This is a genomic window from Bernardetia sp., assembly GCF_020630935.1.
Taxonomy (GTDB): Bacteria; Bacteroidota; Bacteroidia; order Cytophagales; family Bernardetiaceae; genus Bernardetia.
Genome location: NZ_JAHDIG010000055.1, coordinates 1 through 21,206, shown reverse-complemented (window position 1 = coordinate 21,206; position 21,206 = coordinate 1). Strand labels below are relative to the sequence as shown.

The 21,206-nt window shown below is 32.0% G+C and carries 21 protein-coding genes; 6 read left to right on the top strand and 15 right to left on the bottom strand.

What is annotated here, in order from left to right; translation table 11 throughout:
- Positions 1-50: 50 nt before the first annotated feature.
- From QZ659_RS14785 to QZ659_RS14770, 4 genes are all read left to right on the top strand, one after another.
- Entirely contained in the window at positions 51-665 is a 615-nt protein-coding gene (locus tag QZ659_RS14785) for a hypothetical protein (protein ID WP_291726781.1), read from the top strand.
- Between the two features lie 106 nt (positions 666-771).
- Positions 772-1,998, top strand: coding sequence for a hypothetical protein (locus QZ659_RS14780; protein ID WP_291726778.1), 1,227 nt, complete (start codon positions 772-774; stop codon positions 1,996-1,998).
- A gap of 22 nt (positions 1,999-2,020) precedes the next feature.
- Positions 2,021-2,908, top strand: coding sequence for a hypothetical protein (locus QZ659_RS14775; protein WP_291726775.1), 888 nt, complete (start codon positions 2,021-2,023; stop codon positions 2,906-2,908).
- A 145-nt stretch (positions 2,909-3,053) separates the two neighbouring features.
- On the top strand, positions 3,054-4,283 hold the full coding sequence (locus QZ659_RS14770) for an AAA family ATPase (protein WP_291726773.1): 1,230 nt from the start codon (positions 3,054-3,056) through the stop codon (positions 4,281-4,283).
- A gap of 89 nt (positions 4,284-4,372) precedes the next feature.
- Here the strand turns inward: QZ659_RS14770 and QZ659_RS14765 are convergent, their stop codons facing one another.
- The 15 genes from QZ659_RS14765 to QZ659_RS14695 form a co-directional block, all read right to left on the bottom strand.
- Complete coding sequence (locus QZ659_RS14765; protein WP_291726771.1) at positions 4,373-4,699, bottom strand: HesB/IscA family protein; 327 nt, start codon at positions 4,697-4,699, stop codon at positions 4,373-4,375.
- A 181-nt stretch (positions 4,700-4,880) separates the two neighbouring features.
- Positions 4,881-5,588, bottom strand: coding sequence for a PIG-L deacetylase family protein (locus tag QZ659_RS14760; RefSeq protein WP_291726769.1), 708 nt, complete (start codon positions 5,586-5,588; stop codon positions 4,881-4,883).
- A gap of 8 nt (positions 5,589-5,596) precedes the next feature.
- On the bottom strand, positions 5,597-7,081 hold the full coding sequence (locus QZ659_RS14755; protein ID WP_291726767.1) for a bifunctional UDP-2,4-diacetamido-2,4,6-trideoxy-beta-L-altropyranose hydrolase/GNAT family N-acetyltransferase: 1,485 nt from the start codon (positions 7,079-7,081) through the stop codon (positions 5,597-5,599).
- Between the two features lie 11 nt (positions 7,082-7,092).
- The gene (locus QZ659_RS14750; protein WP_291726765.1) at positions 7,093-7,905 is read right to left on the bottom strand and encodes an amidohydrolase family protein; all 813 of its coding nucleotides are present in this window, start codon (positions 7,903-7,905) and stop codon (positions 7,093-7,095) included.
- Positions 7,906-7,912: 7 nt separating this feature from the next.
- Positions 7,913-8,572: a class I SAM-dependent methyltransferase gene (locus tag QZ659_RS14745; RefSeq protein WP_291726762.1), complete on the bottom strand. Its 660-nt coding sequence runs from the start codon at positions 8,570-8,572 to the stop codon at positions 7,913-7,915.
- A gap of 42 nt (positions 8,573-8,614) precedes the next feature.
- Positions 8,615-9,607: a hypothetical protein gene (locus QZ659_RS14740; RefSeq protein WP_291726760.1), complete on the bottom strand. Its 993-nt coding sequence runs from the start codon at positions 9,605-9,607 to the stop codon at positions 8,615-8,617.
- Positions 9,608-9,660: 53 nt separating this feature from the next.
- Positions 9,661-10,863 (bottom strand): ATP-grasp domain-containing protein, encoded by a 1,203-nt coding sequence (locus tag QZ659_RS14735; RefSeq protein ID WP_291726757.1) that lies wholly within the window; start codon positions 10,861-10,863, stop codon positions 9,661-9,663.
- Positions 10,860-12,719, bottom strand: coding sequence for a hypothetical protein (locus QZ659_RS14730; protein WP_291726754.1), 1,860 nt, complete (start codon positions 12,717-12,719; stop codon positions 10,860-10,862). Before QZ659_RS14730 ends, QZ659_RS14735 begins: the two co-directional genes overlap by 4 nt.
- 12 nt (positions 12,720-12,731) lie before the next feature.
- Positions 12,732-13,751 carry an N-acetylneuraminate synthase family protein gene (locus QZ659_RS14725; RefSeq protein ID WP_291726751.1) on the bottom strand — a complete coding sequence of 340 codons (1,020 nt, stop codon included), beginning with the start codon at positions 13,749-13,751 and terminating at the stop codon, positions 12,732-12,734.
- Positions 13,752-13,902: 151 nt separating this feature from the next.
- Positions 13,903-14,733 carry a glycosyltransferase family protein gene (locus QZ659_RS14720; protein WP_291726750.1) on the bottom strand — a complete coding sequence of 277 codons (831 nt, stop codon included), beginning with the start codon at positions 14,731-14,733 and terminating at the stop codon, positions 13,903-13,905.
- Positions 14,727-15,500: an SDR family NAD(P)-dependent oxidoreductase gene (locus QZ659_RS14715; protein ID WP_291726748.1), complete on the bottom strand. Its 774-nt coding sequence runs from the start codon at positions 15,498-15,500 to the stop codon at positions 14,727-14,729. The genes QZ659_RS14720 and QZ659_RS14715 overlap by 7 nt, the downstream gene beginning before the upstream one ends.
- Complete coding sequence (locus QZ659_RS14710; protein ID WP_291726746.1) at positions 15,500-16,378, bottom strand: aldo/keto reductase; 879 nt, start codon at positions 16,376-16,378, stop codon at positions 15,500-15,502. Before QZ659_RS14710 ends, QZ659_RS14715 begins: the two co-directional genes overlap by 1 nt.
- Before the next feature lie 96 nt (positions 16,379-16,474).
- On the bottom strand, positions 16,475-17,656 hold the full coding sequence (gene pseC / locus QZ659_RS14705; protein ID WP_291726744.1) for a UDP-4-amino-4,6-dideoxy-N-acetyl-beta-L-altrosamine transaminase: 1,182 nt from the start codon (positions 17,654-17,656) through the stop codon (positions 16,475-16,477).
- A 16-nt stretch (positions 17,657-17,672) separates the two neighbouring features.
- Positions 17,673-18,716, bottom strand: coding sequence for a UDP-N-acetylglucosamine 4,6-dehydratase (inverting) (pseB, locus tag QZ659_RS14700; RefSeq protein WP_291726743.1), 1,044 nt, complete (start codon positions 18,714-18,716; stop codon positions 17,673-17,675).
- Between the two features lie 125 nt (positions 18,717-18,841).
- Positions 18,842-19,723 (bottom strand): ABC transporter permease, encoded by an 882-nt coding sequence (locus QZ659_RS14695; protein ID WP_291726741.1) that lies wholly within the window; start codon positions 19,721-19,723, stop codon positions 18,842-18,844.
- A 258-nt stretch (positions 19,724-19,981) separates the two neighbouring features.
- Between QZ659_RS14695 and gmk the strand changes: the two genes are divergently transcribed.
- Together gmk and nadD are read left to right on the top strand one after the other, a co-directional pair.
- Entirely contained in the window at positions 19,982-20,557 is a 576-nt protein-coding gene (gene gmk / locus QZ659_RS14690) for a guanylate kinase (RefSeq protein WP_291726738.1), read from the top strand.
- Between the two features lie 10 nt (positions 20,558-20,567).
- Positions 20,568-21,140 (top strand): nicotinate (nicotinamide) nucleotide adenylyltransferase, encoded by a 573-nt coding sequence (nadD, locus tag QZ659_RS14685; protein WP_291726736.1) that lies wholly within the window; start codon positions 20,568-20,570, stop codon positions 21,138-21,140.
- Positions 21,141-21,206: the final 66 nt, after the last annotated feature.

The following is a 21,206-nucleotide window of genomic DNA, read 5'->3' as shown; positions in this document are numbered from 1 at the left end:
AAAATAGGGTTTGAATTTCTCCTTACAGTCTCTTATCTTGCTTTATTATTTTGGTAATATTAGTCTTAGTCGTTGGTGGGGATACCAACAAGGACTGTGGTAAAAAATTAAACTTATTTTTTGTGGTTCAGCGTACTACTATCATAACAGTTTTGAGTGTTTTTGGACTTACACTTTTTCTAATTTTTCTTTTTCTGATACAAAAGGCTGCTTGGCAGAAAGAAAACGATGCTCTAAAAACAGAATTGGATAGTCTTAGAAATAGTAGCCAAGAACTAGCTATAGAGTTTGAGGAAAAGATTGGAAAACGACGTATTTCGGATTCTTTGATGTATAGAAAAGTGTATGATAATTATTTTGATGCCTACGATGCTCAAAATTTTAGGCTGTATGCACTTTATAAAGATACTGAAAATAGATATGGCTCGGCTACAAATTTGGCTCGTGCTTTCAATATTGAAAACTCTAATTCTATCAAGAGTAATTCAGTTTTGGGCGAAATGTGGTATATTGTTCCTGTAAAGGGTGTTCATTTTGTAGAAAAAAAACAAACTTGGACATCTATTGCTAGAAAATATTATCACAACTTAAATGATTCTACATTGTTGAAAGACTTCAATAAAGAACTCAAACCAAATCGTTTTGCCATAATTCCGTTTAATTGATAGTAGTTAATTTAGAATTGTGTAGTTTATATAATCTAATCAGATTTTCAATTAGTTTTGCTGACTATTCCATGATTCGTAATTTTTAATTCGTAATTGATTTTTAGTGGAAACAATTTATACAGACCATCAAATCATTTTTATTTCATCTCTTGTACCTGCTTATGCTGTTATCGGAGTGGGTTTTTTTTGTGTGTTTATAGGACTTATTTTTTTTAGAAAAGTATATAAAAAAATACGTTTCTTTTGGCTGATTTTTGGACTTGCTCTCATGACATTGGGCGTATTGGATTTGAAAGTGGGTAAAATCAAAAAACTAACCATAGATAAAGAAAAAGAAGCCTTGATTGTCTCAGAGCGAAAATATTTTGGGAAGGAAGTTATTACATCTATTCCCTTTGATAATTTTAGCCATATAGAGGTAATGCGAGATTGGACAATTAGGCAAGGAAATTTATTTTCAAGAAACGAACTGACACTGAATATTTCTTTAGTGCGTTGGGGATTGAAACCTATAGAACTAGGAATTTATAGTGAAAAAGCTGTACTAAAGCAGCTTATCAACAAATTAAGAACGACTGTTTCTTTTCCTGTCTACTTGGTTCAGAATCCAGAGGACAAGAGTTATGCTAATTTTTCTAGGCAGTTTCTCAATGCTGACAATGTAGAGCTTTCTTACAACTATCCACTGGCAGAGTTTATGATGCCTCCAGATACTCTGCAAATTACAGAAATTAGTTATGATTTGCCACGCCCTATAAATATCAGTATTATCAAACAAGGTAGTGATGACATGGCAGTTTGGAATAATACGTACAATGTATTTTGGATTGCACTTGTTGGCATAATGACTTTTGGAGGACTCTATTTGCTTCAAAATTGGGTACTTCCCAAAAGAGGGTTTGGAGTTGCCTTTGCACTTTTTTATGCATCAGGAATTATCACAGGAGTAGTTTGGATAGGATTCGTTTTGTCTGCTACTTTTAGTAAAACACAGATTGAATTTAGAGAAAGCAATATTTCTTACTCTACTCGCTTATTTGGTATAAAAGCATTTGAGCAAATTACTGCAAAAGCAGAAGTAAATGATATCTTACCTATTATCAATTCAGTAAATCCACAAGATGCTCAACTGACTGTTGTATCTGTAACAGGACTAACATTGATGGTTCAAAATATTGCCGAGCCGATAGATGCTGTAAATGTAGCTTTTAAAAAAGCACAAGAAAGTCCTATGGATTATCGTATTCTGATAGATGTAGAATCACTAACAATGGGAGAACGTTTGCTTTTGGAAAAAGAAATGAGAAGATATATGACAGGAGAAAAATAATCACTAGAAATATCTAAAATATATGCAAAACAAGAGAAAAAATTATGTTCTGAGGCGTTATTTATTGCTCTTTTTGATGATAAACTGTATTTCTATATCTAATTTGTTAGCTTTTACTTATCAGCAATTTGGAGATAGTACGGATTATCCAGCATCTGAATTATATGTTTTGAATGATACTAATAACCAGCCTCTTTTGGTTCAAATTACTAAATATTCAGAACAACAAATTGCTACAAATAAAGATAATGTCAATATATGCCTCTATCCATCTTTTACTAAGGCGAAGGATTCTACTTTACGTGTCAATGGATTGGTTTTTAATGTTGGACAGGATGCAGGAATTGCGAGGTTTAGCGCATTGGCAGAGTCTATTCCGATGACAAAATCAGATTCTTTAGCAGAAATAAAACGCTTTGTAGGCACTTTATTTAACAATGGAGATCCTTCCAAACCTATTATATCTTATAAAGGTATTGTCCAGCCTCGTTATTTGTTACTTTTTTCTCCTAAAAACAATCAAAAAAACAAAATGGCAGAGGGAAGTATAAGAGCAAAAAATAAATTACGTGAGCGAAAAGAACTTGTTTTCAAAAAGTCTGATGCAACACTTAGACTGATTGTCTTAGAAAATAGAATAAAAGATAACCACGTTCTTAAACTTGTTCTTGAAGGAGAAAGTGAGTTTAAAAATAGTCCTACTGCCTACATTCAACTTGTTGGACATGCAGGAGAATTTTCTATCCCTTTAGGAACATTTGTTTCTGATGCAATACATCCAAATTATTTTTATTTGCCTGTGGAAAAAGAGTTAGTAGAAAAACTTCTCAAAGGAGAATCTGATTATTCCATTACATTTCAAAGTACAGAGAAATATAAATTTTCAGAGGTAAAATTAAATAATTTTTAGTTGTAAAGCTGTTTTTTTACATTTACAAAAATTAGGTTATATTTGTCTGTATAGGTTATCTAATCTCTGATATGAATAATTGCATAGAAACCTTATTTTATCCGACCATTTGACGCTCATTTTGTTTTGATATAATTATAAAAATATGGAAAGAATACACATTAAGAATTTTAAGCAGATAAAAGAAGCTGACCTATATTTACGTAAATTTAATGTCATTGTGGGCGAGCATGCTTGTGGGAAAAGTACCCTTATGAAAGTAGCTTATTTTATGCACCACTTGCAAGATGAGATTATAAATGAAGTTTCGGCAAATGCTCCTCAAATTTTTAGGCATAACTTTTTCGGACGAATGAAACAAGCTGTCCGAATTGCCTTTGTACATCATTTTGGTTCTACTAGGCATTTAGAAGACTTTACAATCGACTATTACACTCCTTCTGGAGAGCTAGTTTGTTTTTACATTAATGATAACAACGATTTAGATTTATTTTTTGTAGATGATTTTGGAGATAAAATATTAGATAATTCTTTTGAAGCCGTAGAGGAGCTAGTAGCCTTAAAGAATAAAGGTTTGGATAGTTCTTCAAAAGAGTGGCAAGAGGTTTTGGATGCACTTAGAGCCAGACTAAATATTGTTTTTGGAGACAATACACAAGAGCTTTATATTCCAAACAATAGAAGTATTTGGTTTGCTATCGGAAATCGTGTACAGACTATTTTTGATGAAATGGAACAAACGCTTAAAAACAAAGGATTTTTACGCTTTGATTCCGAACACGAACTTTTCCAATTACGTTTTGTACAGCATATTAAGAATAATGTACTGCCTGTTTTTAAAAGAAATACAACACTAAAGGATGTGTTTTTTGATGTAATGAAGTTTAGCACAGATGCCAATCTGAAAATAGAATCTACTACTGAGCTTATCAATACTCTTCTTCAAGGAACATATCAGACAGATTCTTTTGGTGAAAAAATATTTTATGAAATGCCAGAAAAATATGTCTATCTTCAAAATGCTTCTACGCATCAGCAGGAACTTATCCGTATGGTACAAGATTTATTTTTAGCTGCTTTACATCAAAGACCTGTTTTAAGGTTTATAGAGCATCCAGAAGCACACGTAAGAACAGAGTTACACAAAACACTCACAGAGTTTTTAGTGTGGTATGCAACTGCTCATCCAGAAAATCAACTTGTTTTTTCTACCCATTCTACTCAAATAGTTGAAACCTTAAACAAAATTATAGAAAAAGGAGAATACTTGAAAAATGAAGAAATCAATATATTGACCTTAGATGATGGGAATTTAGTGGTGCTTTCTAATCAAGAAGAAGAAAAAGTAGAGCAAATAGAAAAAGATTTAGTATAAAAATAAAATATACTCTATAAAAAACTCCTTTCAAAAATAATCTTTGAAAGGAGTTTTTAATGTAGCACACTCTTTAGAGAGTGAATTATTTATACTGAAAAACTTTCCCCACACCCACAAGTGCGTGAAGCATTTGGATTTACAAATTGAAATCCTTTTCCATTCAGACCATCTGTAAAGTCAAGAGAAGTTCCCAAAAGGTAAAGTAAACTTTTTTTATCGACTAATATTTTGATGCCTTTGTCTTCAAATACCTCATCAGCATCTTGAATAGACGCATCAAAAGCAAGGTCATACATTAAGCCTGAACAGCCTCCTCCTTGTACAGATACACGGATATTGCTATTGGGAGCATGATTTTCTTTTTGTTTGAGCAAATTTATTTGGTCGGCAGCTTTGTCTGTGATTGTAATCATAACGTTTCGTTTCTAGTAAGTTATTAAAATAATTCTAGCCAGAATTGAAAGTTCTGTGAACTCTTTTTTCTTGATAAAAATTAAATGCAAATACAAAATTACTCAAAATTAGTGAGATTATTTAGAATCTGTAAAAATAAGAGTAACCTCTATAAAAAACGCTTTTTTGAAAGAAAAAGTTTTACATAATTCCACGTACATACATAAAGGCTTCTGCAAAATGCTTTCCTACGGCTACTCCCCAACGTCTAGCCTGTATTTTCAAGGCTTCTGGCGAACGAGGGTGTGGATATGGGCGTTTTTCAAATTCATAGCTTTCCATTCCTTTAATTTTTGCTTCTACATTTTCTTCATCTACACTCACAAAAAAATTAGGTTGGAAAGGGTTGGGATAGTTGAAGGCTTGCCACTCAGTGGAAGAAGGCGTTTCGAAAGTAAAAATGTGTTGTACTTTTTCATTTTCCATAGGACGAATTGCTGTCATGACGGCTTCAAATGTTCGTCGATGGTCAATGTTTAGGTCTCCTCCGTGGTGTGTAAAAATAATAGTAGGCTCAAACTCTTGTTTTTCTTTCTCAATTACTTTTACCAAGTCTAGTAAAGCGACTGTATCAAAACGATTATCGGCAAAATCATAAATCCCTACACTTTGGTAACCAATACATTTTTGAGCAGAATAAATATTATCTCTATGTGTTTGAAGTTCTTTTTCCCATTTTTCTCTGTCTCTGTTATCAGAACGAGAGGTAATGCCTTCACCTAAAATAATTGCCCTTACCTGACAATTATAGTTGTTGATAAGATGGTGCATCGTTGCCCCCACACCTAGAAGTTCGTCGTCAGGATGAGCCACGACTACCAGTATTTTTTTGTCTTGAAAATTTATCATTTAATCAATTATTTTAAGTCAGTTTTGTATTGAAAAACTTGACACTCAAAGTTATTTACGTTTTGGCTATCGATATGCTCAAAATTTGCTCTTAAAAAAGCTTTTTGAGATGCCATATTCTCCTGTTTTACTATACCTTTTAATGATATAGAAGTAGGTTGTTTTTGTAATAACTTGACAGTATGAATGAGCATTTTAGTAGCCAATTTTTTTCCTCTATAGTTTTTGCTAACACTATAATCTATCCAACCATTTTTTTCTTCTCTATCTTGAGTATCTGTATTCCAATCTACCCTAACTTGCCCGATAGGAGTATTTGAGCTTTCTAAAAAAAAGAGTAGTAAGAGAGAAGATGAAGCAATTTTACTTTCAAACCAAGCCAAGTGATTTTCCCAAACAATAGGTTCGCTATTAAAAGCATTTTCTCTAACAGCTTCATCATTTGCCCATTCAAAATAGATTTTGGCATCTTGTAATTGAGCAGTTCTGAAGGTAAGTGTTTGATTAGAAAATATTGCTTCGATGCATTTATTTACCCCATTTTTTCCTATTAAAGTAGGTGCATAATTTTGAATAACCCTTTTCAAATCAAGGTTTTGAAAATTAGTTATTTGAGAACTAATCTTTGTTGCGATATTTATATCATCCCAATTGATATTTTCTAACAAAAAACTTTTTTCAAGATAATATTTCTGATTTGGAACTTGGTCAATCGCCAAGCAAATGCCAATAGTAGGTTTGCCAAGACTTGCTAGTTCGTACAGTGTCTGACCACAAGCAGATATAACTAAGTTGTTTTTGAGATATAACTCATGCATTTCTTCAGCAGATTGCTTTCCCAAAATCTCAATATTCTCATTACGAAGAAATTTTTTTTCTAATTCTTTTCGTTCGTTTTCTTGTGGACAAATAACTTGTACTTTTTTTAAATTTTGATTTAGGCAAACTTTAATGAGTTTAGGCAAGAGGTTGCGAAAGTCTGTGCCACCTATCGTAATCAAAAGATTATCTATATTTTTATCCGTTGTTTGGCGATTTTCATGCTCTTTTGAAGAAATAAAAATAGGGCGTAGCAGTACAAATTCTTTCCCCCCAATACATTTTGCTTTTTGATTAGTATAATCTATCTGCTCAAAGAAAACATTCGGATTAATGATTAAATCTGCATCATAATCTATTCTGTTGTAATCATCTATTACTACAACTTTTTTAAAATTTTGCTTCAAATCAGAATAGATATTTTCATTTGCCAAATAAGAATCTATCAAAACAATATCAAACTCCTTTGAGAGAATATTTATTTTCAATATTTTGTCTTCCAGCCAGTTATATATCTCTCCTTCTACTTCAAAACTCTCACTTCCATTTACATGTAAAAGCATTTTTGTTTTTAAACCTTGCTTTTTAGCTTCTTTTTGTAGTGCAGAGCAACGCATATAATGTCCATAACCAATAGACTTACCTGCCTCAGTAAGAATAAGAAGTTTGTTCATAGAAAAATTAATTAATCAAGATTAAAAAGTTGAAGAGCATTCTGATAAAAAATCTGTTCTTGTTGTTCTGATGTAAAGTTATGTTTTTCAAAGAAATCTTTATGTACTTTGATAGCCTCATCAAAGTTATGATACGGATGGTCTGTACCAAAAACTACTCTATTTATCATTTTTTTATATACAAAGGCAAAATCTTGCTCTAAAGAAGAACCAATATAATAAGGAAGCGAAAAGGAAGTATCTAGCCAAACATTTTTCTTATCAGCAGCCAAAAGCATACTCTCAATAATTCTATATCCTCCACTATGAACAATTACAATAGGCGTTTTTTCAACCAAATCAGCTACAAAACAAGCTAGTTTTAGATTGTCGTAAGCATACATCTTTGAAGTTCCATAACTTCCATCAATACAAATAATTAAGCCTTTTTCTTGAGCAAACTGACATATTTTGCCTACCTCTACAAAATCTGCTTCACTTATTTTTTGTAGGTAAGAATTAAACATAATTGCTTTTGCACCTGCTTTCACTACTTTTTCTATATACTCAAAAGCATCAAATCTGCGAAAATCTACTAAAGCTGTAAAAGAAGTTTTATCAAAGAGTTGATTTGCTTTTTGAAAAAATGGCGTTACATCTTCATCGAAAAGGTTGGTATTGAACAATAAAAAATTAGCTCCAACTGCTTTATTTATTGTTTCTTGATGCTTTTGAAGACCTTTAGAGATTCCTTCAACATTAAGGTTTAAATCTTGGTCAATGACTACATTTACATCTTCATGTTCTATAAAAGGAAGATGAATATTAAAATCAAAAATCTGCATTATTTTTTTATTTGTAAAGGAAAAGCATAAACTCTTTTTGAGGAATGGCAGCATAATTATGCTTCAAAACTACATTTGGAGTAAGAGAGAGGGCAAAGTCTAGCATTTTTGCAGGATTATGATAAAAAACAAAATCTTCTTTTGGATAATTATCTGTTAGTTTATCACTCAAAAAATCTACTACCAATACTTCATTGACCAAAGAAAAAGCATTTTTGATAAAATTGAAAGAATACTGATAATTATCTACTTTATCTTTTAAGTTCAGATTCAAAACGCCTAACATAATAGCTGCATCAGCCACAGGTTGTGATAAAGCAGTTTCTCCAATATTTGCTACCTCAAATCTAGCTTTTTGCTCTTCTGACCATATTTTTTGAGCTTCACTAATCAAATCAGGATTAATGTCCCATCCAATATAATTTTGAAACTCCTTATTCTGAGCCTTCAAGAGAGCTAAATAATCTCCAAAGCCACAGCCAATATCCAGAATAGATTTTTGATTAGAAAAATTTATTCCCTCTAATGTCTGTTGGAAACGATAGGTTTGTTGTTCTGTGTTTCCCCAACCGAGTGTTTGAACATGGTATCCTAATTTTTTGTAGCGTTGGGAATAACGACTTACCATCTGCTCTGAAATTTCTTTGAAGGCTATTGTATCTTTCATTAAATTATTAAGTAAATAAAGTGTAATCTTATTTGTTTTGGTTTACAAAGTCATCGCTATTTCTTCAAACAACTCTTGGCTAGGATTAATGCAATTAATATCTGAAACTTTTTTAATTAATCGTTTTTTATCAACATTGAATTTTTCAGAGGTTGCATTTACTACTGGCATATAACTGGTATGAAAACGACTAATTCCAATATGAATTTCCTCATCTGTAAGACCTTGCACTCGTGGCATAAGAGGTACAATTTCTTTATTTGCAAATTCATAAAAATCATAGATTTCAGTATCAATGGGGCTAATTCCCATTTTTTGTAGTAAATGAACTACAATTTCACTTTGTGCATTGCCTGCACTTCTGCCCATTCCACGCACACAGGTATCTACATAATTTGCTCCAGCTCTAACAGCTTCTAAAGAGTTTGCAATCGCTAATCCTAAGTTATTGTGTCCATGAAACCCTAAATGTGTTTGTATGACTTGCTTGGTTCGGTCTATGTATTCGTACACTTCGTGTGGCATCATACAACCTGCTGAATCTACTAAATAGATGGCATCAGAAGTTTGCCATTTGTCTATTTCTTGAACAATTTTGGTAAACTCATACGATTTTACTCCATAGCTTTTCATAAGATTTACTCCTACAATAAGTCCTTTTTTCTTTGCATATTCAGCATACTCTCGTATTCTTTCAAAGTAATCTACATTGTTTCCAATTCTGATAAAACTAATTCCTGCATCTACAGCTTTATCAATATCTTCCTTTGTACCGATATTTGGGATAAAGAAAGTTCCAATTTTGGCATTTGGAGCAGCTTCTTTGGCTGCTCTTACATACGTTTGGTCATCTTCTTTTGAAAGACCAGTTTTAGGATTGTTCCAAGCACCTAAACCTAATCCGTGTCCGACTTCGATGTATTCAAATCCTAAGTCATACAATCCCTTTGTAATACGTGCTGTTTGGAATCTATCAAATTGAAAATCTATTACATAAGAACCATCTCTCAACGTATTTTCTACAATATTTATCATAATCTCACTATTTTTAATTGAATTTTTATAAGAATATTTAAACAAAATGTTTTTTATTTATAATATTCAATAGTTAGTTCTTTTTTAAAGTCAGAAAAATTTGATAAAGTCTGTTTACTATCTGCACCTTGAATCACTAACATAGAATGACGAGATGCACAATTTTCGATAGACTCTACCATATCATTTTCTCCATAAATGCTCCTAAAACGAACTGTATAATCTTTTGAAAGCATATTGTTCATATTGATAGATTTGATTACTTTACCTACTTCAAAGTCTAAGAAAGTGAGCATTACAGATTTTTTCATAAAACCTAACCCCATGTTTTCTACTTTAAAATTATCTGTTCCTAAAGATTGATGAAGTAAAACTTTATTCAAATCAATTTGAGTGAGTAAAGGAACAATCACAGAAGAGGTATAAACCCCTCCACCTCTATTGGTACATTCTACCAAAAATATTTCCTCATTCTGATTAACTATATATTCTCCGTGCGTGTGTCCGTACTGATACCCCAAAAGAGAAACTACATCATTATGGTTTTCAAGTAGCTTTTTGTTTAAATCCTCTGAAAATTGTGCAGGATAGATAATTTCTTTCGTAACAGGCTTACTACCTTTTTCAAATTTACGAGAAGCAACAGCAAGAGACTGGTGTCCATTGCTAAAGCAAAATCCATCAACAGTTACTAAAGTACCTTCAATAAATTCTTCACAAATAAGTGTGTGTGAAGGAGAGTTAGAAATAGCATCATAAAAAGCTGATTTCAGACTTTCTTCTTCTTTAATAATAGTAACCCCAAATGTACCACGACTATCAATAGGTTTCAAAATCAATGGAAAACCAACCTGAGAAGCAGCTTCTTCTAAGGCTTCTATTGTTTTTACTTTGCGATAAATAGGTTGTCTAACCTTTGTATTATTGCAACGCTCACGCTGTTCGAATTTATCGTTTGATAAGATAGCTGAGTCAATAGGAGCAAAAGGCAGATTTAATTTGGAAGCAATTATAGAAGCTGTATAAAATGAATAATCGCAATTATCTGTCAAGATAGCATCAATTTTGTGCGCTTGTGCAATACGCAAGTGAGCTGCAATGTCTGTACTTTCTTTTATATAATGGTGGTCTGCAAACTCAAAACTCTGTGCTTGTAAATTTGGATGAGTAGCAATAATACTATGCCCCTCTTTTTTTATGGTTTCTAAGAGCGCATACTGTTCCCAGCCAGCACCTATGACAAGTATTTTTTTCATTTTTTCTGTAAAGATTTATATAAGACCCTAGGAAGATAATTTGATTGATTAATATTTCTAGCTTGGTAAGGCTGTATTATGGGTTTTTCTATCATCTCATAACCTTTACCTTCTGAAAACCTAATCATTTCCTTCCATTCTTTTTCATTTTGTTTCACAGTACCTTTATATTCTATAGGTACTTTTATAGGAGCAACAAAAGTAGAAATATATGCTATCTCATTCATATCTAAATTAGATTTTTGTGCAGAGTAATGCAAAAAACGATATATAAGAACATAGCGAGGCTCTAATTTTATTCTATATGCTAGTCGGTTTGCCATATCTCCATGCATATACATTGCGCCTTGAAAGATATTAAGCATAAAGTAGTTTCTATCAAATTCTCCTCTGCTTTTATCTTTCATAAAATATTTGATAGGTTCTACTTTTGTTCCATCTTTTTTTGTAATAATTACTCTATATGCATACTGACCAATCAGATGCCTACTAGAAAACAACTTTACTTCTGAAAACCGAATAAACCAAGTTTTTAATATTTTGGAAAATGAGTAAAGTTCTTCTAAGTGTAAATCATTCAAATACTCTTCTTGCTCTGATTGATGTTTTACTACCAAAGAGTTGAGATCGTAACTGTCTGAACTAGGAATAGTCTCTGTAACCTCTTGCATAGCATTTATGCTGTTTATTGTACTGTTTAATAAAATTTTAGAAAAATTGTACGAAATAAAATAAATGGCTATAAATGCACTACCTAATATAAGACGTTTTTTTGTCAAAAAAGGAAGAAGTATTTGTAATTTCTTTTCTTCATTATCAATCAGTGATGTAAATATAGGAAAACTACTAGATAGCAAAAAACCAAAAAGAACAGCATAAATACCAATGAAGAAGATATTAAAAGGATAAATCAAACCTAAGAATAAAGTAGTAGCAAGGCAAATGCTCAATGTTCGTGTTTTGCGAAAAAGAAATAAAGGAAGAAATATTATCTCTATAAAGACGGAAGAATAGTTGGCTATATAAGTTATTATTCTACTCCTCGTTATAAACTCTAAATACTTTGGGAGTGTCCAAGGCATTGTACAAAAAGCATAAAAACCATTCCCTTCAAACCATAGTGGGTCAATGAGTTTATCTACACCAGCTAATAAAAAAATGAAACCAAAATAAATTCCCAATACATATAAAAAAATAACAGGGGTTTGTTTAGGTGTTAGTGCAATAAAGCGAAGAACATTCTTCTGTTTATATAGAAAATTATTCAATGAGAATTTGTAATCAGTTCTAAGAAGAACAAAAGCCCAAATATTACACAGAATCGTGAATTCGAAAATACCAAAAGTATATACATTTCGTGTAATAAACACAGCAACAATGAGTTGAACAACTCCAACTAACCTCCCTCCTATACCAAAAAGAAGTAGTAAAGAAGCTAATAACCAGACCCATAGAGCAGATTTTAATAGTAGTATATTTGATTCGTATTCAATATGAAACCATATTACATCAAAAAATAAGAAATAATTATAAATCAGAATAAAGTTTACGATAGAGAAAGAAATACGATAAATAGCTAATATATTTGGATTTAGCTTCTCATCTATATAATGTCTGTTTAAGTAATCTTCGTATCTATTGATTTTAGGCTTTAAAAAACGAATTAGATTCTCCTCTTTTGAAAGTATAACAACTATACTAATACTTAGAAAAGTAAGAGATAAAATGCCAGTAAGTAGTTGATAAACATAACTGTGTACTACAAAGCTCAATTCAAGCACTTCCTTCGTGAAAAAAGGATTTGTAATGATTGCTAAAAATAGAAAAAAAGAAAATTTTAGGTACTTATTTTTCATTTTTATTGAAAATTATCGAATGATATAAGATTTTTTTAAAATACTAAACTGCTTTACATCAGTATTTAATTTCTTATCAAGAATACTGTCCAATTCAGAACAATTTATCCCCTCTTTATTTCTTCTAAATATAAAATCATCTTTTTGTAAAGAATCTCCAGCTTTTTTATCTTTATTCAAGACCAAACGAGTAGCAATGGCATTTTTGAAACCTCTTTCTTCCTGTTCAATATCTAGTCTTACATTAGGTTTGAGCATTTTTTCTGTTGCTCTTATTCCTTCAATCATGTGTTTCAACTCTTCGGGTTCTAATGAAAAAGGAGCGTCAGGAACAGGTAGTGAGCGACTCATAGCAAAATGTTTTTCGATTACTTTTGCGCCTCTAGCTACGGCTGCAATAGATGCAAAAATATCTGTTGTGTGGTCAGAAAAGCCAACAATGCAGTCAAACATAGTTTTATAAGTATCCATTAAAGGCAAATGCACTCTTTCAAAAGGAGTTGGATAAATACTATTGCAATGTAGAATGATGTATTTGTCATTTTTAGCCTTTTCAAAAATCTGTACCACTTTTTCCAAATCGCCATAGTTTACCAAACCTGTTGAGAGTATGGTAGGCTTATGTAGAGAAGCTACCTTTTCAACAAGTTGGGGAAATGTACCAACTTGAGCCGAGGCAAGTTTGTAAATAGGAGTATTAAGTTCTTCTAAAATATCAATAGATTCCAGATACGTAGGAGAGGAAAAAAATAAAATATCTTTCTTTTTGCAGTAATCATGTAGAAGGTAGTGCCACTCTTCAGGTAAATCAATTCTTTTGTGTAACTCAATAGTTTCTTTGCTAGGATTTATGTACAACTTATCTACACTGATAGATTGAAATTTTACAGCATCTGCTCCTGCTTCTTTGGCTGCATCAATAGTTTCATAAGCTAACTCAAGGCTTTGATTATGATTAGAGCCAATTTCTGCAATAACAAAAACTTTATCTTCTCCTATTGTATATTTATCAGTTAATTTTATTGTCTTCATTTTAATAGTATTTCAAATTTTATTGTACTCTAAAAAATTGATGATGTGTATCTCTGCAAAAAATGCTAGTAGCATAGTGGACATACTATTTTCAAAATAAATAGAATATTTATTCTATCACAAATAAAAATCTTACCTCAATACATATAAATTATAACTTATTTAGATAGTTTGCAGTATGTAACAAATCATTTTGTCGTAGTAGTTGAATAGCTGTTGTTTTTTCCTCTTCAAAAGAAGTAAATATTTGTTTTTGAAAATTGCTTTGATTGATAGCAACTGCCCAAGGTCTTTGACTTAGAAAAGTATTTATTTCTTTCCAGCCAAAGAGAGGATTATCTTTATACAAATTTTCATAAAGTAAGCACATTAAAGAATAATCTGTTGGGTTGTCCATTGTCAGACGCCATTTTTCTATTTCTTCTTTTTTAGAAATCACTTGAGGATAATGAAGTTTATATTTTTGTGGCTTAGAAGTAATATATGGTGTAACATGTTCTGTCTCTGCTTTTTTTGAAGCATTTTGGTGAGCTTCTTCTAAAGCCGAAAAAGATAATACTTCTACATTCATACCTAAAGGAAGTCCTTTTGTGTAGGTATAATCAGCGTTATTAGAAATGTGTTCTGAGATTGCTTTTTCTATGTAAATAGGGTCAAAACAAGGATTGTCGGCTGTCAGTCTGACTATTGTTTCAAAATTATTTTCTTTAGCAATGCTGTAAAACCTAGATAGAACATTTTCTTCATCTCCTCTAAATAGTAAACATTTATCTTTCAGAATATTTTCTAAAATATCATTTTCAGAATTTATAGATGAGGCTACAACTACCTTATCTGCATTTTTTGTAGCTTTTGCTCTTCGAATGATTTGTTCTAATACAGATACAGAACTTCTATAAGGTAATTTGAAAAGAATTTTTCCTTCCAAACGTGTCGAACCCATACGAGCTTGTATGATAATTCCTACATTATGTTTTACCATGCTGTCCAGCCTCCATCTATCACAATGTTTTGTCCAGTAATAAAATTAGATGCTTCTGAACTTAAAAGAACAAAAGCTCCTTTTAAATCTTCTGGTTTGCCTATTTTTTTGAGTGGTGATTTATTTTTTAGACTTTCTATAAATTCTTTGTGTTTTTGTACTTCCTCACTTGGAAATGCACCGGGTGTAATAGCATTTACTTGGATATTATCTTTTCCTAAATAACAGGCAAAATAACGAGTGAGCTGTAGAACTCCAGCTTTGGCTGTTCCATAATGAGGTGGATTTAAAAAATTATTGTCTTGATATATGGAGAAATCAGGAGAAATCAGACCGTACATAGAAGATACATTAATAATTTTTCCTCCATTTTCTTTTAAATAAGGAATTACCTCCCGAATACATCTGTAAGTAGCATTCAAATTGCCATCAATTCCATAATTCCAATCTTCATCACTCATTTTTTCTGGTGATTGTCCTTTAGAATAAAAAGCATTATTTATCAGCACATCTATTTTTCCAAATTGCTTATTGACTTCTTCAAATCCTTTTCGAATAGAATCAGTATCTGAAATATCAAAAGTATGAAAATGTATGTTTGCTTTAAAAGGCGATTCTGCAAAGGCAGTCTGAAACTTCTCCTCTGATTTTGCTAAAACTACCACACTTGCACCAGCTTCTGCCAAACCTTCACAAATTGCTTTTCCCAAGTAGCCATAACCACCTGTAACCAATACATTTTTCTGTGATAGTGATAATAAATTCATTATTTTTTCCATAAAAAAGGTAATATAATTTCCTCCTTTTCTTCTTTGAAAGAAGATAAGTCTAGTTCCAATTTCTCAATTTTTTCAAATTCTTCAATGATACTTAAATTTTGTTCTAAGTCAGAAATTCCACTCAAACCTAAAAGAGCAATATCTATGTTAGGGTTATTCAGGACAAAAAATAAAGGTAAAGTAGCTTTTTGGAGGTTATATTTTTCGGCTAAAGTATGTAAATGAGATAGTTTTTCAAGGGAAGAATCAAAATGAGAAGACAAATCTTTCTTATTCATAAAAAATAAACCTTGTAGAAACACTGAGCGAATATGTATTTCTACATTTTTTGAATTTAACTTTTCAAAATAAGATTCAAATCTTCTATCAAATAGATTATAAGGAAGTTGAAGAATATCAAAATCAATATTTTTTTCAAAAAGAGTTTCTAATTGAGATGGATAATATAACGAAAAACCTATTTTTTTAACTTTACCTTGTGATTTTATATCCTTTAACTCTTCCCATAAAGAGGGAGATTTAATAAATGTATCATAGTCATGAAACAGATAAGCATAAATACTGTCTGCTTGCAAATGACGTAAAGAAGTCTCTATTTCTTGTTGTATATTTTGTGTATTAGGAGAAAACTTAGATACAATTTTGAATGAATTATCAGTAGAAATATTTTGTCCTACTACTTGCTCGCTATCTCCGTATGCTCTAGCAGTATCTAAATATGAGATTCCTTTTTTTTTAGCGAGTTGTAGAATTTGACTTACTTCTTCCTGAGAAACTTTGCCTGTATTGTTACTGATTCCATAATCTAAACCAAACTGAACAGTTCCAATACCTAATTTTTGTATGTATTTGTTTGAAGAAATCATTTATACATTTAAGTTGTTTAAGAATAGAGAAAAAACAAACTATTTACGGTCTGCTCTAGCAAGACTGACCTAATGAACTAAGGTCAGACCGATAACTCATTCAACTTTATTTTTTACAAATTCTAATACTTTCTCAATTACAAAATTCTGTTCTTCTTCGGTAAGTGTTGGATACATAGGAAGGCTCAAACAAGATTCATAATATTTTTCAGCATTTGGAAAATCGCCTTTCTTGTAGCCCAAAGACTGATAGTAAGGCATGGTGTGAACAGGAATATAATGTACTTGGGCAAAGATATTGTTTTCTCTCAAGTAGTCATAGAGTTCTTTGCGTTGTTCTACTTGAATAACATAAAGATGATAGGCGTGGAAAACTTTATCTTTTGGATACTGAAAAAAACAAACTTCAGAGTTTTGGAATGCCTCATCGTAACGCTTGGCAATGGCTTGGCGTTTTTGCATCATCTCATCGGCTCTTGAAAGTTGTGAAATACCTAAAGAAGCCAAAATATCTGGAATTCGATAATTATAACCCAAATCTTGCATTTCATAGTACCAACTACCATGGTTTTCCTGTAGTAAGTCTTGGTTTTTAGTTATGCCATGCGTGCGAAGTTTGATTAATTTATCATAAAGGTTTTTATCATTTGTCGTAATCATTCCTCCTTCTCCAGAGGCAATATGTTTTACTGGGTGAAAAGAAAAAATAGCCAAATCGGCATAATTTCCATTTCCACAGTTTTGTTTTTGATTTGCAGAATCTACAAAATATCCGCCTGGGGCATGACAAGCATCTTCAATAATCCATAAGTCATACTCATCGGCTAGTTTTTTGATTTTCTCTAAATTGACAGGCAGACCCATAAAATCTACTGGGATAATTCCATCATAAGTTCCTTTTGGACTAGATTTTAAAAGTTCTTCTAATTTTTCTACATCTATGAGTGCTGTCTTTGGGTCAATGTCTGCAAAAACTACTTCCCCACCACAATAACGCACACAGTTTGCTGAAGCTGCAAAAGTGATAGGGGTTGTGATAACTTTACTTTTTTCATTTACATTTAAAGCCAACGTACACAAATGAAGTGCAGCCGTTCCGTTTGAAACTGCTACGGCATATTTTGAACCTACGTAATCAGCAAATTTTTGCTCAAACTCTTCTATCTTTGGTCCTTGTGTTAGGAAATCTGCTTGTAGTGTCTCTACAACAGCATCTATATCCTCTTGAGTGATATTCTGTTTTCCATAAGGAATAGAAAAAGTAGTGGTAATATTCATAAACTTAAAGGTAAAATTAACTTGTTGCTTCAAAGGCTTCAAAATTAGAATCTACGTGTTCTTTAATAAGTTCACGTAGCTCCTCAACAGTTAGCCAATCTGTATTTTGTCCAGAACTGTATGAAAAACCATCTTCTACTGGTTTGCCTCCGTGGTATTTTAAGTATTTATTGACCTGCTCTTCATAAGAAGCAAAAGGAGCATTAGGAACGATAATAAAATGATTTTCTAACTCAATCGTATTCATAGAATCACTTTCTGTAATCATTTCTTCGTGAATTTTTTCTCCTGGACGAACGCCCACAATTTCTTTCTCACACTCTGGTGCAATTGCTTCAGCAACATCTAAAATACGATATGATGGGATTTTGGGAACAAATATTTCTCCTCCTTTAGCATTCTCTAAAGCAAAAAGAACCAAATCTACACCTTCTTTTAAAGAAATGTTGAAGCGTGTCATTCCTTCATGCGTGATAGGTAGTTTGCCTTCACTGCGTTTATTCATAAAAAATGGAATGACCGAACCACGAGAACCCATTACATTTCCATAACGCACTACTGAAAAACTGATTTTGTTGCTACCTGCAATATTGTTAGCAGCCACAAAAAGTTTGTCTGAGCAAAGTTTGGTTGCTCCGTATAAGTTGATAGGAGCTGCAGCTTTGTCTGTTGAGAGAGCTACGACTTGTTTTACTCCAGAGTCAATACAGGCTTCTATGAGGTTCTGAGCTCCCAAAACATTTGTTTTGATACACTCAAAAGGGTTGTATTCTGCTGTCGGTACTTGCTTCAAAGCTGCTGCATGAATCACAATATCTACTCCGTGTAACGCACGCATCAGACGTTCTTTATCACGAATATCTCCAATAAAATAACGAATAGCAGGATAGGTGGCAGGCGAAAAAGTTTGTGCCATTTCAAACTGCTTGAGTTCATCTCTTGAAAAGATAATCAGGCGCTTTACTTGTGGATATTTCTCTAAAATAGTCTTGACGAATTTCTTACCAAATGAGCCTGTCCCTCCAGTAATAAAAATTGATTTATTGTTTAAGTCTAACATATATTTTTATGAATATCTGTAAAAAAACAAAAATACAGATGTTAATGTTTTTGAAGTTATTTTGATAAATGTTTAGCCCTATTAAGCCCCTATTTATCATTGAAAATTAATAATTTATCATTGATTTATACGGTGTCCATAAATGTTCTCTCTGTTCGGTTAAAAATCACGATTCCAATAATAAAGACAACCACAGCTAAAATTCCTGTGTAAACTACATCTATGAACTTTACACTTCCTGCTCCTAAAAAAGCCATTCTGAAGGCTTCCATCAAAGGAACAAGTGGATTATATTTTGCAGCCCAAGCATATTGTGCAGGAATTTGAGACAATGGGTATAAAACAGCTGAAAAAAACATTAGAAGCTGAACACCAAAACTAATGAAAACTGTTAGGTCTTTATACTTTGTAGTCAATGAAGAAATAATAATACCTAAGCCTAGTGCCAACAACCCACTAATAAAAAGTAGAAGAGGCAGAGAAAATATCCAGTTGGTAAGACTTATTTTTTCATCTGTGAAAATATAAAAATAAGCTACCGACCCAATAAGAAGTAAAAGACTGATTCCAAAGTTGAGCAAAGCTGAAATAACTGTTGAAATAGGCGTAACAAGGCGTGGAAAATATACTTTTCCAAAAATATGTTGGTTAGCAGAAAATGTAGTAGCTGTTCCCTGCAAACACTTAGCAAAAAATGACCAAGATAAATTACTTGTCAGATAAAATAAGAACGGAGGAATGCCGTCTGTACTAACATTCATTATATTACCAAAAACAATTACGTACAAAACTGTCGTAACAAAAGGGACAATAAAATGCCACGTAGGACCTAAAACGGTTTGTTTGTACTGTGCTACAAAATCACGTTTTACAAAAAGTAATATCAAGTCTCTATACTTCCAAACTTCTCTTAATTTTAAATCAAAAAGACTACCAGTAGGCACAATTTCTTCTGTCCAATAATCGCTTGGTAGAGCAGGAGTGTTTTGAGAAGGGTTTTGATTCATTCTATTTCTTAATGTTGTAATGTCTTTCTATACTGAATACATTTTTTTAATGAATCACAAAACTAATAAAATCTACTTCATTTCTTATTGTTACCTCAATTATATTTTCAACTTACTACATAGAGCCTTTAAAAAAGCTCTATAAAGTGGTTATTTTTTCGTAATTTTGTATGTAAAATAATTGCAAGCAAATGTTTTAAAACTGTTTTGGTTAAAAATCAGTTAATTAACAATAAAGCAACTACTTTACAATCCCTTATGAGCCAAAAGCTAATCATTTTCTCTGCCCCTTCTGGAGCTGGCAAAACCACCATCGTCAAACACTTACTAGGTGTTTACCCTGAAATTTTGAGTTTTTCAATTTCTGCTACCACTCGCTCACCTCGTCCGTATGAAAAACCAAATAAAGATTATTATTTTATTTCGGTGGAAGAGTTTAGAAAAAAAATAGAAAATCAAGAGTTTATAGAATACGAACAAGTCTATGATGGACTTTATTATGGAACGCTTCGTAGCGAAGTAGAACGCCTTTGGAGTATGGGGCAAGTCGTAGTTTTTGATGTCGATGTAAAAGGTGGTGTAGCTCTCAAGCAAGAGTTTGGAGATGCTGCTCTAGCTGTTTTTGTACAACCTCCTTCTATAAAAGAACTTCGTAAAAGACTTATTTCACGCAATACAGAAACTGACGAAACGCTTAAAGAAAGAGTACAGAAAGCTGAAATTGAAATGGAATTTGCTCCTTTTTTTGATGAAGTGATTATTAATGATTCATTAAGTGAAGCCTTAGGATACAGCGAGCAAGTTGTGGAAGAATTTATTTTGAAAAAAGCATAACATACAAACTATGAAAATAGGTCTTTACTTTGGCTCTTTTAATCCCATTCACGTCGGACACTTAATTACAGCTAATACAATAGCAGAAAATTCAGATTTAGACCAAGTGTGGTTTGTGGTTTCTCCTCATAATCCTCACAAAAAAAAATCTTCACTTCTTCATGAGTTTGATAGGTATGATATGGTTCGGCTTGCTATTGCTGGAAATGAAAAACTAAATGTGAGTGATATAGAGTTTTCTCTTCCTAAACCAAGTTATACTATTGATACACTTACCTATATTCAAGAAAAATATCCTAATTATCAATTTCAAATTTTGATAGGAGAAGACAACTTAACACATTTTCATAAGTGGAAAAACCATGAGAAGATTTTAGAATATTATGGTGTGTTGGTATATCCAAGAGAGGGAACTCCCAAAACAGAGTTTCATTCACATCCAAAAGTAAAATGTATAGAAGCTCCATTACTCAATATTTCGGCAACTTATATTCGTAATCTTATTCAAGAACAAAAATCTATTCGTTATCTTGTACCACAAGATGTTGAGGTTTTGATTCATTCCAAAAAATTTTATTTGTAATAAATAATATAGAAGTTGTTTAAGAATGGAAAAAAGTAGCTTGAATGAAGTGTAGAGTAAATTTTA

What these genes read in the sequence shown, in the direction of transcription:
- QZ659_RS14775 (WP_291726775.1), top strand. Translation starts at nt 2,021, where the DNA reads ATGCAAAACAAGAGAAAAAATTATGTTCTGAGGCGTTATTTATTGCTC.
- QZ659_RS14770 (WP_291726773.1), top strand. Translation starts at nt 3,054, where the DNA reads ATGGAAAGAATACACATTAAGAATTTTAAGCAGATAAAAGAAGCTGAC.
- QZ659_RS14765 (WP_291726771.1), bottom strand. Translation starts at nt 4,699, where the DNA reads ATGATTACAATCACAGACAAAGCTGCCGACCAAATAAATTTGCTCAAA.
- QZ659_RS14760 (WP_291726769.1), bottom strand. Translation starts at nt 5,588, where the DNA reads ATGATAAATTTTCAAGACAAAAAAATACTGGTAGTCGTGGCTCATCCT.
- QZ659_RS14755 (WP_291726767.1), bottom strand. Translation starts at nt 7,081, where the DNA reads ATGAACAAACTTCTTATTCTTACTGAGGCAGGTAAGTCTATTGGTTAT.
- QZ659_RS14750 (WP_291726765.1), bottom strand. Translation starts at nt 7,905, where the DNA reads ATGCAGATTTTTGATTTTAATATTCATCTTCCTTTTATAGAACATGAA.
- QZ659_RS14745 (WP_291726762.1), bottom strand. Translation starts at nt 8,572, where the DNA reads ATGAAAGATACAATAGCCTTCAAAGAAATTTCAGAGCAGATGGTAAGT.
- QZ659_RS14740 (WP_291726760.1), bottom strand. Translation starts at nt 9,607, where the DNA reads ATGATAAATATTGTAGAAAATACGTTGAGAGATGGTTCTTATGTAATA.
- QZ659_RS14735 (WP_291726757.1), bottom strand. Translation starts at nt 10,863, where the DNA reads ATGAAAAAAATACTTGTCATAGGTGCTGGCTGGGAACAGTATGCGCTC.
- QZ659_RS14730 (WP_291726754.1), bottom strand. Translation starts at nt 12,719, where the DNA reads ATGAAAAATAAGTACCTAAAATTTTCTTTTTTTCTATTTTTAGCAATC.
- QZ659_RS14725 (WP_291726751.1), bottom strand. Translation starts at nt 13,751, where the DNA reads ATGAAGACAATAAAATTAACTGATAAATATACAATAGGAGAAGATAAA.
- QZ659_RS14720 (WP_291726750.1), bottom strand. Translation starts at nt 14,733, where the DNA reads ATGGTAAAACATAATGTAGGAATTATCATACAAGCTCGTATGGGTTCG.
- QZ659_RS14715 (WP_291726748.1), bottom strand. Translation starts at nt 15,500, where the DNA reads ATGAATTTATTATCACTATCACAGAAAAATGTATTGGTTACAGGTGGT.
- QZ659_RS14710 (WP_291726746.1), bottom strand. Translation starts at nt 16,378, where the DNA reads ATGATTTCTTCAAACAAATACATACAAAAATTAGGTATTGGAACTGTT.
- pseC (WP_291726744.1), bottom strand. Translation starts at nt 17,656, where the DNA reads ATGAATATTACCACTACTTTTTCTATTCCTTATGGAAAACAGAATATC.
- pseB (WP_291726743.1), bottom strand. Translation starts at nt 18,716, where the DNA reads ATGTTAGACTTAAACAATAAATCAATTTTTATTACTGGAGGGACAGGC.
- QZ659_RS14695 (WP_291726741.1), bottom strand. Translation starts at nt 19,723, where the DNA reads ATGAATCAAAACCCTTCTCAAAACACTCCTGCTCTACCAAGCGATTAT.
- gmk (WP_291726738.1), top strand. Translation starts at nt 19,982, where the DNA reads ATGAGCCAAAAGCTAATCATTTTCTCTGCCCCTTCTGGAGCTGGCAAA.
- nadD (WP_291726736.1), top strand. Translation starts at nt 20,568, where the DNA reads ATGAAAATAGGTCTTTACTTTGGCTCTTTTAATCCCATTCACGTCGGA.